This is a genomic window from Micromonospora sp. NPDC047738, assembly GCF_040642675.1.
Taxonomy (GTDB): Bacteria; Actinomycetota; Actinomycetes; order Mycobacteriales; family Micromonosporaceae; genus Micromonospora.
Genome location: NZ_JBEYSO010000002.1, coordinates 174,465 through 188,334 on the forward strand (window position 1 = coordinate 174,465; position 13,870 = coordinate 188,334).

The 13,870-nt window shown below is 74.1% G+C and carries 11 protein-coding genes; 5 read left to right on the forward strand and 6 right to left on the reverse strand.

Features of this window, described 5'->3' with window-relative positions; genetic code table 11:
- Positions 1-358 precede the first annotated feature (358 nt).
- On the forward strand, positions 359-880 hold the full coding sequence (locus ABZ783_RS04115; RefSeq protein WP_357434435.1) for a SigE family RNA polymerase sigma factor: 522 nt from the start codon (positions 359-361) through the stop codon (positions 878-880).
- Complete coding sequence (locus ABZ783_RS04120) at positions 877-2,136, forward strand: hypothetical protein (RefSeq protein ID WP_357434436.1); 1,260 nt, start codon at positions 877-879, stop codon at positions 2,134-2,136. The genes ABZ783_RS04115 and ABZ783_RS04120 overlap by 4 nt, the downstream gene beginning before the upstream one ends.
- 204 nt (positions 2,137-2,340) lie before the next feature.
- Here ABZ783_RS04120 and ABZ783_RS04125 read toward each other — a convergent pair whose 3' ends face one another.
- From ABZ783_RS04125 to ABZ783_RS04140, 4 genes are all read right to left on the reverse strand, one after another.
- The gene (locus ABZ783_RS04125) at positions 2,341-3,381 is read right to left on the reverse strand and encodes an ABC transporter permease subunit (protein WP_357434437.1); all 1,041 of its coding nucleotides are present in this window, start codon (positions 3,379-3,381) and stop codon (positions 2,341-2,343) included.
- On the reverse strand, positions 3,369-4,277 hold the full coding sequence (locus ABZ783_RS04130; protein ID WP_357434438.1) for an ABC transporter ATP-binding protein: 909 nt from the start codon (positions 4,275-4,277) through the stop codon (positions 3,369-3,371). The genes ABZ783_RS04125 and ABZ783_RS04130 overlap by 13 nt, the downstream gene beginning before the upstream one ends.
- Positions 4,274-4,663, reverse strand: coding sequence for a GntR family transcriptional regulator (locus ABZ783_RS04135; protein WP_357434439.1), 390 nt, complete (start codon positions 4,661-4,663; stop codon positions 4,274-4,276). The genes ABZ783_RS04130 and ABZ783_RS04135 overlap by 4 nt, the downstream gene beginning before the upstream one ends.
- A 148-nt stretch (positions 4,664-4,811) precedes the next feature.
- On the reverse strand, positions 4,812-5,711 hold the full coding sequence (locus tag ABZ783_RS04140) for an aminoglycoside phosphotransferase family protein (RefSeq protein WP_357434440.1): 900 nt from the start codon (positions 5,709-5,711) through the stop codon (positions 4,812-4,814).
- A gap of 136 nt (positions 5,712-5,847) precedes the next feature.
- On the opposite strand from ABZ783_RS04140, the gene ABZ783_RS04145 reads away from it, so the two are divergent.
- Entirely contained in the window at positions 5,848-6,801 is a 954-nt protein-coding gene (locus ABZ783_RS04145) for an L-threonylcarbamoyladenylate synthase (RefSeq protein WP_357434766.1), read from the forward strand.
- A gap of 3 nt (positions 6,802-6,804) precedes the next feature.
- On the opposite strand, the gene ABZ783_RS04150 is transcribed toward ABZ783_RS04145, so the two are convergent.
- Both ABZ783_RS04150 and ABZ783_RS04155 read right to left on the reverse strand, forming a co-directional pair.
- Entirely contained in the window at positions 6,805-7,269 is a 465-nt protein-coding gene (locus tag ABZ783_RS04150; RefSeq protein ID WP_357434441.1) for a GNAT family N-acetyltransferase, read from the reverse strand.
- Between the two features lie 41 nt (positions 7,270-7,310).
- Entirely contained in the window at positions 7,311-11,846 is a 4,536-nt protein-coding gene (locus ABZ783_RS04155; RefSeq protein ID WP_357434442.1) for a cation-translocating P-type ATPase, read from the reverse strand.
- 232 nt (positions 11,847-12,078) lie between these two features.
- On the opposite strand from ABZ783_RS04155, the gene ABZ783_RS04160 reads away from it, so the two are divergent.
- Entirely contained in the window at positions 12,079-12,339 is a 261-nt protein-coding gene (locus tag ABZ783_RS04160) for a hypothetical protein (RefSeq protein WP_357434443.1), read from the forward strand.
- Positions 12,340-12,423: 84 nt separating this feature from the next.
- Complete coding sequence (locus ABZ783_RS04165; RefSeq protein ID WP_357434444.1) at positions 12,424-13,800, forward strand: MFS transporter; 1,377 nt, start codon at positions 12,424-12,426, stop codon at positions 13,798-13,800.
- The last annotated feature ends 70 nt before the right edge of the window (positions 13,801-13,870 follow it).

Consider the following 13,870-nt stretch of genomic DNA (forward strand, 5'->3'; position numbering starts at 1 on the left):
TCGTGATTAGCGTCGTGGCGAAGAAGTGCCGAAGCGCGCCTGATCGTCGCTGATCACGGTCACCTCAAGCGCCGGCTAAGACCGATGCGCGGCCGGCCGGCAGCTTGATCGGTATGGCCAGCGAGGCGAATGCGTACCCGAACGGGGGTCCACCACCCGCAGGTCCCACTGCGCGACGCACTCCGCCAGTTGGTCCGGCAGCACCGCCCGCCAGGGCCGGCCCGCCGGGATCTGGTCGGTCCACCGAAGGCTCTCAGGGATCTCCATCCGGCCATCCTCGGGCCCTTTTCCATGATCGCGTACAACCGTTTCCGGCACGGTGCCGTCTGGAACAAGTGAACCCCAGGGAGGTAGCCGGATGCCGGACGCATCGGACCAGGAATACGTCGAGTACGTCACGGCGCGCCTGCCGGCGCTGCGGCGGCTCGCGTACGGACTCTGCGGCGACCGCGACCTGGCCGACGACCTGGTGCAGGAGACCGCCACGCGGCTCTACCTGCGCTGGGCGCGGATCGCCGAGGTCGAGCAGCTCGATGCGTACGTCCGGACGGTGCTGGTCCGGCACTTCCTGGACACCCGGCGGCGCGGCTGGTGGCGGGTGCACCTGTTCGGCGGGCCACCCGACGTGCGGTCCACCGAGGACCGGAGCGTCGAGGAGCAGACCGTGCTGCGCGACGCACTGGCCAAGGTGCCGCCCCGGCAGCGAGCGGTGCTGGTGCTGCGTTTCCTGCACGACCTGCCAGTGGAGGAGGTGGCCCGGACGCTGGGCTGCTCGCCCGGCACGGTGAAGAGCCAGACCTCGCATGGTCTGGCGGCGATGCGACGGCTGCTCGGGGACCGCGAGATGGCTGGCCGGACCGGAAAGGAGCGGTGGGCATGAGGACCGATGACGAACACGTCGCCGACCGGCTGCGGTGGCTGGACGACGAGCCGCCCGGCCCGCCCCGGATCGACCTGCCGGGGGCGATCCGGGAGGCCCGCCGGCGGCGGCGCAACCGCCGGGTGGCGGCGGCCGGGGCGGCCGCGCTGGGTGTGCTGGCGATGGCCGCGCTGCCGGCGGCGCTGGGCGGGGACGGGCGGGCGGCGCCTGCGCCGGCCGCGAGCCCCAGCCCGTCGATGCCGTTGCCGGACCCGCAGCTGACCGGCCCGTGGCAGGGGGTGTGCACGGCCACACTGCTGCCTGTGCCGGGCGATCCACGGGCCGCGGTCACCGGCGGTGACCCGGACGGCCGGTGGCTGTTGGGCCGTCGGGCCCCGCAGGGGCAGGGGCGCATGGATTTCGGCCTGCTGATCTGGGAGGGGGACCGGGTCCGCGAGGTCGAGCTGCCGGGCTCGATGCAGAAGTTGACGGATGTGAACCGGGCAGGCCTGGCTGTGGGTTCGTCGTTAGGGGCCGGCAACGAGGGGCGGGCGTGGGCGGTGCGCGACGGCGAGGTCATCCGCCTGCCCGGGGGAACGTCCGAGGGCGCGACGGCCGTCAACGACGCTGGCCGGATCGTCGGCTACCGCAGCCTGGGGGCTCCCTGGGAGCCGGGGTTCAAGCAACTGCCGGTGGTCTGGGACTCGTACCAGAGCCGGCCGGTCGACCTGCCACTGCCCGGCCCGCAGTGGGAGGGCACGGCCATCGACATCGACGAGGACGGCACCATCCTGGGCGCGATGTCCGACGGGCATCCGGACAAGCCCACCCGCGCGGTGGTGTGGCGTCCGGGCGCCGCCCGGCCGGAGGTGCTGCCGCTGCCGCAGGTGCCCGGCGGGAAGGCCGACCGGTTCCTGCCCCTGTCGTTGGCCGGTGGCTGGGTGACCGGCACCGCCGAACGCGACACCAAGGTGGTTCCCCGGAACGGCATACCCCGCTACCCGGTGCGGATCGACCTGCGGACCGGGCAGGCGGACGTACTGAAGGGCGTCCTCTGGGCCGGGACCGGCAACGGTCGGGGCTGGATGGCCGGTTGGGTCTCCGATGATGTCCCCAGCGTGATCACCGACACGAGGTCGGTGAAACTGCCCATGCCGGACGGCTGGCGCGGCCAGCGGCAGGGCGCGGTGACCAGTTTCAGCGACGACGGTCGGGTGCTCGGCGGGAAGCTCGAGTCCGACGACCAGGTCCGGCCGGTGCGCTGGACCTGCCGGTGACCGGTCCGGGGGCGGCCCCGCACCGCCCCCGGACCGGAGCCATTCAGCGCGGCCGGCGGATGTCGCCGTACGCCCGGTGGGCGAGACCGTCAATTGGGCGGAAGCCGGTCGGCAGGGGCGTTCGGGGTCTGCGGCCAACGCCAACGCAGGTACCGCCGTAGACGCTACTCACGACAGTCTTCGAGTATCGGGGCGGGCGAACGGTTAGTTCTGTCGGCGCCGGATCCACCAGAAGCAGGTACCGGCCAGCGCCCCGGCGAGCACGAGGAAGATCCCGGTTTCCATCCACTGCAGGGGCCAGTAGTTGCTCGCGGGGTGGTAGGTGACTGTCTGGTGGAGGTTGTCCTTGGCGAGGCAGGCGCCGATCTGACTCAGGTCTGGGGCGTCGCCCTGGCTGCTTGGGAAGCATTCGGGGTAACTGTCGATGCGGACCACCTGGCCGGCCGGGTTCTTCACGGGCGGCTGGGATGTCAGCCAGGCGCCTCGCGGTGCCGGCAGGTCGAAGTGGAATTCCGTCTGCGTGCCCCGGAAGTCGTGGAACTGGCTCGTGCTGGCCTGGTTGATCGGGAAGGTGGTTGTGGTCGAGGAAAGCAGGTGGGGTCGGATAAGGGTGGGTACGAGAATCTGGAAGGCGATGAACACGGCGAGGGTGATAGCCATGGCCGGCAGAGTGCGGCGCAGCAGTAGTCCCAGCGTGGTACCCAGGGCGAAGGCGAACGCGGTGTAGCCGAGCGGGACGATGTCGCGTGAGGCGAAGGTCATCGCCGCCCACCGGTTGCCGTTGAGGTTGTCCAGCGGCCCGGCCCACCAGGTCAGCAGCCAACTGAGGATCGCGGTGGTGGCGATCGCGGTGACGCCGACGACGGTGAGTTTGACCGCGAGCCACCGGGTGCGCGTGACGGTTTGGTTCCAGGCGAGTTGGTGCGTGTCGGTTTCCAGTTCCCGGCCGATCAGCGGCGCGCCCAAGAAGATGCCGATCAGCGCCGGTACGGCGATCACGAGGAGTTGCAGGAGCATCAACATGGGCTCATAGCTTCGCTGCAACTGGCTGAGCTGGGCACCCAACGCCCGCGCCGCGGGGGTCGCGCCGTCGCAGGCGTCCAGCGGGGCGCACGCGGCCAGGGCCGCGGTGTAACTGTGGTGCATCGGCAACCCGGTGACCAGGAACACGATCGCCGCGGCGGCGAGCAAGGCCAGGACGGTGAGGGCCTGGGCACGGAACTGCCGCCAGGTCAGCCAGAGCATCGCGCTTCTCCCGTCGGTTGCATCGCGGTATCGGCGCCGTGGTCGACGGGCCGCTCCAGGTAGGTCAGCACGAGGTCCTCCAGTTCGAGGTGTTCGGCGGACCAGTCCCCGGCGGGCAGTTCGCTTTCGCTTCGCACCACGAACGTGGACTGCCGGTCGGTGTGCTCCGCCGAGATGACCTTCAACCCCGTGGGCAGGTCGGACTCCTGGCGCCGCGTGCACACGATCCGGTGGTGCTGCGCGAGCAGATCGTCGGTTTCGCCGGCGAGCTGTACGCGGGAGGAGACCAGCACGACCAGGTAGTCGCAGACGCGTTCGAGGTCGGAGACCAGGTGCGAGGAGAGGATGACGCTGGTGTCGTGCTCGGCGACCGACTCCATCAGGTGGCGCAGGAAGTCGCGGCGGGCCAGCGGGTCGAGGCTGGCGACCGGTTCGTCGAGGATGAGCAGTTCGGGTCGCTTGGCCACCGCGACGGTCAGGGCGAGCTGGGCGCGCTGCCCGCCGGAGAGCTTGCCCGCCTTCTGCTTCGGGTTCAGGCCGAGTTGCTCGATGCGGGCCTGTGCGAGCTTCGCGTCCCAGGCCGGGTTCATCTTGGCGCCGAACTTCAGGTGGTCGGCGACGGACAGGCTCGCGTAGGTGGGGGTGTCCTGGGCGACGTACCCGACCCGGGCCAGTTGCGCGGTTGCGCCGTTGGGTTGTTCGCCCAGCACCTCGATCCGCCCCGTGGTCGGCGCGAGCATGCCGCAGGCGATCTTCAGCAGGGTGGTCTTGCCCGCGCCGTTGGGCCCGATCAGGCCGACGACGTGTCCCGGTGGGAGCTCCAGGGTGCAGTCGGCCAGCGCCTGGCGCTGGCCGTATCTCTTGCCTAGCGCGTGGGCTTGCAGGATCGCGTTCATTTCTCCCCTTCGGCGCTCTCGCGCAGGGTGTTCTGGAACATCGCCTCGATGCCCGGCTCGGTCAGGCCCGCAGCGCGGGCCTTGTCCATCCAGGCGCGCAGCTCCTGCTGCAGCGGACCGTGTTCGGTGAGCGATGCGTGGCCGAGCGATTGGGTGATGAAGGTGCCCACCCCCGGCTTTCCCGCGGCCAGGCCGAGGTGTTCGAGTTCGCGGTACGCCTTGCTCACGGTGTTCGGATTGATCGCCACCTTGGCGACCACCTCCTTGACCGTGGGCAGCTTGTCGCCCTCGGTGAGCAGCCCCAGCAGCAGCGCTTGCCGTACCTGCCTGACGATCTGCAGGTACGGCGCCATGCCCGAGCGCGCGTCGACGTGGAAGTCGATCACCCATAATTCCGTTTCACTAGATTACTAGTGAAATCAGGATGTATGAATGCCGGGTGCGTGTCAAGCGGTGAGCACCCCGGTGTCCATGCCTGACCCAGCAGGCCGGCCAGCGCATCCTGGACGGCCCGCTGACGCCCTGAGGATCCCGTCAGCAGGCGGCGTCGGCGAGGACCTCGGCCAGCGCGTGCGACGCCTGACGGACGATCCCCGGGTTGGTGTCCCAGTAGTACGGCAGCGCGTTCACCGCCTGGACCAGGGCCCAGCCGCGGCCGCGCAGCCACGAGGCGTCGTCCACGTCCAGCTCGGCGCGGAACCGTTCCCGGCTGCGACCGGCGAAGACGTTCCAGGCCGGTTGCAGGTCGCAGGCCGGGTCGCCGACGTTGAGCCCGCCGAAGTCGATGACGGCGGAGAGGCGGCCGGCCACGACCAGCAGGTTGCCGGGCAGCAGGTCCCCGTGCACCCATACGCCCGGCCCGTCCCACGCCGGGGCGTCCAGCGACTCCTGCCAGGCGCGCAGCGTCGCCGCGCCGTCGACGCGGTCGCCGAGCTGCGCCACCGACCGGCGTACGCCGTCGTCGAACTCGACCAGGTCGCTGCCCCGGCCGCCGGGCTTCCGGGGATACGCGCCGGTGGTGTCGATTCCCCGCAGCGCGGTGATGAACGCGGCGAGGTCGACCGCCGCCTGGTCCAGGTCGGCGAGGGTGCCGTTGGCGTTCTCGCCGGGCAGCCACTCGTACACCGACCAGTCGAACGGGTAGCCCTCGGCGGGGCGTCCGCGCACGAGTGGCACCGGCAGGGCGAGCGGGAGGTGCGGGGCCAGCCGGGGCAGCCACTCGGCCTCCCGCGCCGCCTGCTCGGTAGCCCAGCCGATCCGGGGCAGCCGGACCACCAGATCCGCGCCGAGCCGGTAGATGTCGTGGTCCGTCCCGTACGAGGGGACCAGCCGGATCGCCAGGTCGGCCCAGTGCGGGAACTGCCCGGCGACCAGTCGACGGACGAGGGCGACGTCGGTCTCCACCTCGTCGACATGCATCTTCACCCGGGCCATGGCGAACATCCTGGGTGGTTCCGCCGAGCCGGACAACCCGGTTTCGGGGCCGACGGCAACAGCTCGGTCGACCCGGCGCGACCCGCCTCCGGCGGCAGGCTAGCGTCGGGGCGTGAGCACCGGATCCCCGCGCGTCCTGCCGGCCGACAGCGGCATCGCCGAGGCCGCCTCCGTCCTGCGAGCCGGTGGGCTGGTCGCCTTTCCCACCGAGACGGTCTACGGGCTGGGCGCGAACGCCCTCGACGCCCGGGCGGCCGCCCGCATCTTCGAGGCGAAGGCCCGGCCCAGCTTCGACCCGCTGATCAGCCATCTGGCCGACGCCGCCGACCTGGCCGGCCTGGTCGGTGCGGTGCCACCGGCGGTCGCCGCGCTGGTCGAGCGCTTCTGGCCCGGCCCGCTCACTCTGATCGTGGACCGGCCGGCGGCGATCCCGTCGATCGTCACCTCAGGCCTGGACACCATGGCGGTCCGGGTGCCGGACGAGCCGTCCGCCCGCGCGCTGATCGCTGCCGCCGGGGTGCCGGTGGCCGCGCCGAGCGCCAACCGGTTCGGGCAGCTCAGCCCGACCCGGGCCGAGCACGTGGTGGCCGGGCTGGGCGACGCGGTGGACGTGGTGCTGGACGGCGGGCCCACCCGGTGCGGGATCGAGTCGACGATCGTGGACGCCCGCGGCGAGCGCCCGGTGGTGCTTCGGCTGGGTGCGCTGCCGGTCGAGGCGCTGGCCGAGGCGGTCGGGCCGGTCGAGGTACGGCCGGGCAGTTCGGGGCAGCCGGTGGCACCCGGGACGCTGGCCGCGCACTACGCCCCGCGTACCCCGTTGCGGTTGGGGACGGCGGAGTCGGCGCCGGGGGACGGCGGCCGGCGGGGTTTCCTGGCCTTCCGTGAACGCCCGACGGCCGCCGGGTGGGCGGCGGTGGAGGTGCTGTCGCCCGAGGGTGAGCTGACCGCAGCGGCCGCGCGGCTCTTCGACGCCCTGCACCGGCTCGACGCGGCCGGGGTGACCGAGATCGTCGCCGAGCCGGTCCCCGAGGTCGGCGTGGGTCGGGCGATCAACGACCGGTTGCGGCGCGCCGCCGCCACCTGGCACTGACCGTCACAGGTCCAACTCGCCGACCACCTGGTCGCCGCTCGTCTCACCGGTCAACCGGAAGCCGAGCTGCCAGTAGAACCGCTCCGGACCGTGGTCGCCCGGCACCCAGGTGACGGTCAGCCTGGTGCAGCCGCGCTGGCGGAGTTTCGCCGCCAGCGCCTGGACGGCGAACCGCCCGTACCCCTTGCCCTGCTCATCGGCGGCGATGTTGAGCCGCCAGAGCCCCGAGCGGACGTCGGTCGGATCGTCGTCGGGGCGCCACGGCACGTCGAGGAAGCCCATCACGAAGCCCACTGGACGGTTGCCGTCAACGATCAGCCGTGGCCAGGCGACCGCCGGCTGGGCGTACGCCTCGGCGAGCGATCGGGCGACCGGCGCGACCAGGCCCTCCTGGTCGGGTCGGATCGCGATGGCGCAGGCGGCCAGGACGTTGTCCGGCGTGATCTTCTCGAGGCGGGGCGAGGACATGCCGGCACTCTAGTGACGGTCGGCGACGACGGCCGATGGCATTACCGGGCATGGCTGCCGTGCTGCGGGAGGCGGTCGACCAGCCGGGTGAGCGCGCCGTTGGCGAAGGTCGCGCCGAGCGCGGAGCCGGCGGCGATCGTCCAGCTCACCGGGCCGAGCGGGGTGCAGCCGAAGAACTGGCTGACCCCGGGCGTCTGCACCACCGCGACCAGGACGCCGATGGACGCGGCGGTGGACGCCAGCACGGTGGGGCTGGTGCCGCCGGCCAGCACGGTCTGGCCGAGTTGTGTGCCCACGAGCGAGGCCAGCGCGACCGTGCCGGCCGTGCGTTGGCTGCCGGTCCACCGGGCCAGGCTCCAGCCGGCGGTCGCGCCCAGCGTGGTGGCGCTCGCCCGCAGCCCGATCTCCCGGGTCATCGTCGCGCCGAGTGAGGTGTCCGGCCCTTCCCGCAGCAGGTGGTCGGCACCGTGGGCGGCCGGCGGGCGGACCGCGATGGCCAGCGCGGGTGCCAGGTCGGTGAGCAGGTTGACCAGCAGCAGTTGCCGTCCGGTCAGCGCGGACCGGCCGGTGGCGGCGGCGGTCAGCACGCTGAACGCGATCTCGCCGAGGTTGCCGCCGACCAGGATGCTCAGCGCGTGGCGGACCGACGACCACATCGCCCGCCCCTCCACCAGCGTGGCGATGATCGTTTCCAGCCGGTCGTCGGTGACCACCAGGTCGGCAGCGGCGCGAGCCGCCGGGGTGCCGCGCTGGCCCAGCGCGATGCCCACGTCGGCCAGCCGGATCGCCGGAGCGTCGTTGGCGCCGTCCCCGGTCATCGCCACGGTCCGGCCGCGGCGCTGAAGCGCCTGGATGATCCGGACCTTGTGCGCCGGGGTGCAGCGGGCCACCACGTCGGTCGCCATGAGCCGCTCGGCCAGCGCCTCGTCGTCGAGCCGGTCCAGGTCGGTCGCGGTGACCACCCGCTGACCGCCGTCGGCGGGGCTGATGGTCGCGGCGATCGCCTCGGCGGTCGCCGGGTGGTCGCCGGTGATCATGATGGTGTGCACGCCGGCCTGCCGGATCCGCCGGACCGCGGGCTTCGCGCTCTCCCGCACCCCGTCGGCGAGCGCCAGGAAGCCGACGAAGACCAACCCCTCGACGTGCTCGTCGGTCACCGACTCGCTGTCCACCGGGCACTCTGCGACGGCGAGGATGCGGTTTCCGGCCGCGGCCCGCTCGGCGAGCATCGCGTGCAGCGCGTTCCGGCCCGCCTCGTCCAGCGGCTGGTCACCACCGGCGGCACGCCGCGCCGCGCAGCGCGGCACCACCGACTCGGGTGCCCCCTTGACGCTGAGCAGCAGGCCGTCCGGGGTCCGGCCGATGGTGGCGTGGTAGCCGCGGGACGGCTCGAACGGCAACCCGCCCACCGCCGTCCAGTCCGCCGCGCCGGTCTGCTCGACCACGCCGGCGGTGTCCGCGCCCCGGCGTACCGCCCGGTCGGTCTGCTGGGGCAGCTCGTCCGGGTCGGCCGCCGCCGGAGTGGCCCGCAGCGCCGCAGCCAGGGTCAGTCGCAGCGGCTCGTCCAGCCGGTCCGGTGGCGCGTACCGGTCGCCGGCACCGTCACCCACCCCGGCGAGCAGCAGCTTGCCCTCGGTGAGGGTGCCGGTCTTGTCGAAGCAGAGCACGTCCACCCGGCCCAGCGCCTCAATGGTCCGCGGGTTGCGGACCAGCGCGCCGTGCTCGGCCAGCCGCCGGGCTGCTGCCAGCTGCGCGGCGCTGACCAGGAATGGCAGTCCCTCCGGCACCGAGGCGACGGCCAGGTTCGCGGCGGTCGCCGCCGTCTCCGCCAGGGGTACGCCCCGAAGCAGTCCCGCCCCGGCCACCGCGATCGCCGAGCCGGCGGCCAGCGGTACGGCGGCACTGGTCAGCTTCCCGAGCCGCGCCTCCACCCCGCTGGGCGGCGGGGCCTCCCGGGCCAGGGCGAGACTGCGCCCGGCCTCGGTCTCCTCGCCGGTCGCCACCACCACGGCGGTGCCCCGGCCGGCCGCGACGGTGGTGCCTTCGTACAGCATGGAGCGCCGCTCGGCGACGGCTGCCGCCACCACCGGTTCGGCGGTCTTGCTCACCGGCAGCGACTCGCCGGTCAGGGACGACTCGTCGGCTTCCAGCCCGTCCGAGCTGAGCACCCGGCAGTCCGCCGGGACCGCGTCGCCGGGGCCGATCGCGACCACGTCCCCCGCCACCAGCTCCTCCGCCGGCACCACCTGTTCGGCGCCGTCGCGGAGCACCCGCGCGGTCACCGCGGTGCGCGACAGCAGCTCGGCCAGGGACCGCTCGGTGTTGCGCTGGTGCACCGCGCCGATCAGCGCCGAGCCGCCGACCACCCCGCCGACCAGGGCCGCGTCGACCAGCGAGCCGAACGTGGCGGAGAGCACCGCCCCGGCGGCGAGCACCGGGGTGAGCGGGTTCGTCAGCTCGTCCACGAACGCCTTCAGCAGACCGGCCGGGCCCGCGTGGTCCCCGGCGACGGCCCGCCGCCGGCGGCCCGCCTCCGCACTGGCCAACCCGGCCGGGCGGGTGCCCAGCTGGTCGAGGACGGTCTCCACCGGCATCAGGTGCCAGGCGGTCAGCGCGGGCACCGGCGTGCGGGTCCGGTCCGGCAGCCGGCGGGCCCGCCACACGCCGTGCCCGAAGGCGAGCGCGCCGGCGGCGTTCACCGCGGCGAGGGTCCGGCCGGGCAGCAGCATCGGGTCGGCGGTGAGCGCGCCCAGCGCCCCGAGCCCGCTGCCGGCCATCGAGATCCGGATGTTCTGCCTGGTCATCCGGCGGGCAACCCCGGCCGCGTCGATCAACAGTGCGGGGATCCGCAGGTCGTCGCCGACCAGCAGGTGGGCACCCCAGGGCGGGAGAGCCTCCGGGGCGGAGACGCCGAGGGAGCAGTCGGCGGCACTGAGCGCGGCGCGGTCACCGGAGATGAGCATGACCACCGCACCGTCTCGTTGGAGGGCGCGTACCGAGTCGACGAGCTGGTCGCCGCCGGGCACCACGGCGTCGGCGAAGCCGTACCGCTCGTAGTCGTCCGCGGCCACCACGAGGCGCAGGCCCGCCTGGCGGGTGGCGGTGGGCAGGGCGTCGACCCCGGGCGCGGGTTCCGGATCCACTCGGAGCACGGCGGCGAGCGTGTCGCCGTCCGCGAGGCCGAGCAGTAGCCCGCCGTGCTCGGTGAGCCGGCGCCGGTCCGGGGTGTCCCCGGGGTCGCGGGCGTCGATCCGGTCCAGCGGCCCGAGCCGCCAGCCGTCGGCCTGCTGTACGGCGTCCGGGGCCTCCGGGTCGAAGAGGGCGAACGCCCGGGCGGCCACCTGCCCGGTGTCGGCCCCCGCCAGCGGCGCCAGGTCGGCCAGCACGCCCCGGTCCGAGCCGAGGATCGCGCTGTCCAAGACCACCGTGTCGATGCCGTCCAGCTTGCGCAGCACGCTGCGGTCCATGGCGATCACGCCGCGCCGGGCCAGCATCCGACCGAGCTGGGCCGCGTACCCCTCGCGTCCGTTGTTCGGCGCCTTGGGCAGCGCGGACAGGGCCAGCGAGGCGGCCCGCTTCGGGCCCACCACGGGCACCGCCGCCGCGCCGGCCGCCGCGCCGGCGGCGAGCACCCGCTTCACGTACCGTTCGGCCGGGCCGTCGGGGACCGGACGGGGCCGCTCGCCCTTGGGCACCCGGGCCACCGCCCGCTCCGGGTCGCCGGTCAGCCTCGGTTCGGCCTTGGTCCAGGCGGAGAGTTGGGCTCGCGCCTCGCCCCATTGCACCACCCGCTGCGCGCCGTCCAGCACTATCCCGGCCCAGCCGCCGGTGAGGCCCTGCACCACCGCCTCGGCGAGCGGGAACAGCACGTCGGCGCGGGGGTCGGCGCGCAGCCCCCGGTCGGCCAGGGCGTGCAGTTTCGGGTGCAGGTCGATCGCGGCGAGGAAGCCGGCCACCTCGCCGGGGACCGGGGTGAACGGCAGGATCCGGGTGGCCGCGGAGATGGTCAGGCCGAGCGCGTCCGAGACCAGGCCGCCCAAGGTCCGGGGCGTACGTGGGCCCTCCTCGGCCGGGTGCGGCGGGGGGATCTCCGGGTCCGGCTCGTACGGGCAGACCCGCTCGGTACGCGCCACCGTGGCGATCAGGTCGCGCAGCCTCGGCTTCGGCTCCTCGACCGCCACCACCACCCGGCCGGAGGGCGCGTTGACCCGGGCCCAGGCCACCCCGGGCATTCGCTCCAGCGCCTGCTCGACCTGCCGGGCCAGCTTGTTCGCGCCGTCCTGGCACACGCCGTGCACCTCGATGTGGTGCCGGCCGTCCCGGGTCCAGACCCGGCGCTTGCTCAGTCCGGCCAACTGGGCCAGCCGGGCAGCTCCGTGGCCCACCTTGCCCGCCGCCTCGGCGACGCCGCGCGGCACGGCGGCTCCGCCGGCCCGGGCCGCTCCCGGCAACGCTTGCGGCAGGGCCGACCCGACCGTCCGGGCCGCGTCCGGCACGGCCCCGACGACGGTACGGGCGACCCGCGCGACGGCGTCCGGCGCGAGCAGGAGGCCGGCGTACCGGCCCAGCGAGGTCATCGAGGCGTACGGCCGAGCCGCCGGCCGCGCTCCCCGGTGCTCCCGCCGCCGCGCCAGCCGTACGCCATCTCGCCTCCCGTACCCCTCGTCCCCGGCGGCCCCGACTTCCCGGCGTCGCGTCCGTTATGCCCCCTGAGCGAGGGAAGTTTCCCGGCTGCGTGGGGCATGGACCGGGTCGCCGGTGGAATGCCTGGTCGGACATCGATGTGGTCGTCGGATCCGGGGAGGCGGAATGAGCGCAGTGACGCGACATCTCGGCGGGACGTGCGAGATGGTCAGGAAGTACAACCGGCGGGTGGAGATCCCGGTGCTGGGCGAGGTGGCGGTGCCGCCGCCCGACAAGCTCGCCTACTACGCGGGCCTGGGCGTGCTCGCCGCGCTCCAGGTGATCGAGTGGCCGATCGCCCTGGTCATCACCGCCGGGCACCTGCTGGCCGACCAGCACCTGTCCGGGGTGGCGAAGGGGGTCGGCGAGGCGCTGGAGTCGGCCTGACGAGACCGGTGTCACCGTTGACCTCAATCCGGGTTGAGGTCGCAGGCTTGATCCCATGTCGACCGCACGTACGCCGGGCCGCCGGTGACCGCCACCGCCGCGCCGGCGGCCCCACCCGCGCACCTGTACTCCCCGCGGTTGCGGGCGATGACCGTGGGCAGCGTCGCCCTGGTGTCGCTGCTGGCGTTCGAGGCCCTGGCGGTCGGCACCGCGATGCCCACCGTCGCCCGCAGCCTCGACGGGCTCACCCTGTACGCGCTGGCCTTCGGCGGCCCGTTCGCCTCCGGTGTGGTGGCGATGGTGGTCTCGGGGATCTGGTGCGACGCGCGTGGGCCGCGCGCCCCGATGTGGCACGGGGTGGCCTGGTTCGTGGCGGGGCTGGTCGTCGCGGGCGCCGCCCCGACCATGGGGTTGCTCGTCGTCGGCCGGGTGGTGCAGGGCTTCGGCTCGGGTCTGCTGTCGGTGGCGCTCTACGTGATCGTCGGGCAGGCGTACCCGGAGGAACTGCGGCGGCGGGTCTTCGCCGCGTTCGCCGCGGCCTGGGTCGTGCCGTCGCTGGTCGGCCCGGCGCTGGCCGGCCTGATCGTCGAGCACCTGGGCTGGCGCTGGGTCTTCCTCGCGGTGCCGGCCGTCGCGGTGCCGGCGGTGCTGCTGATCCAGCCCGGGCTGCGGGCGCTCGGCGCTGAGGTCCCGGTCCGGCCACCGGCCGGGGCCCTGGCCCGGATCGGCTGGGCCTGCGGGGCGGGGGCGAGCGCCGCGCTGCTGCATCACGGGGGGCAGCAGCGCGGCGTGCTCGGCGGGGCGCTGGTGGCGGTGGCGCTGGCCGGCCTGCTGGTCTGCGCCCCGCGCCTGCTGCCGGCCGGCTTCCTGCGCGCCGGCCGGGGCCTGCCGACGGTGATCGGCCTGCGTGGGCTCGCCTCGGCGGCGTTCGCCGGCGCGGAGGTGGTCATTCCACTGATGCTGTCCCGGGAACGCGGCTTCTCACCGACCGCGGCGGGCCTGGTGCTGACCGTCGGCGCGCTGTCCTGGTCGGTGGGCTCGTGGCTGCAGGGCCGGATCGCCGCGCCGCGCTCGGCCGCCACCCTGCCCCGGACCGGGCTGGGCTGCATCGCCCTCGGTACGGCCACCGTCGCGTCGGCCGTCCTGCCGGGGGTGCCGGTGGCGGTGGCGGTGCTCGGCTGGGCCGTCGCCGGACTCGGCATGGGCCTGCTCTACCCGTCCCTGTCGGTGCTCACCCTGGAGCTCTCCGCCCCCGGCGAGCAGGGGCGCAACAGTTCCGCCCTGCAACTGGGCGACTCACTCGCCGCAGCCACCGTGTTGGCGCTGACCGGCGCGGTGCTGGCTGCGGGCCCGGCCCCCGGTCCGGCGAGCTACGCCGCCACCCTGGCCGTGGCGGCCGGCTGCGGGCTGCTCGGCGTGCTGATCGCCGCCCGGGTGGTGGTCCGCCCGGCCACCGCCTGACCGGGTCGGCCGGAGGCGCTTGTCACGAACCGCGTTGCCGGCCCGTCCGGGGTGTCCCGGTCACGACCAC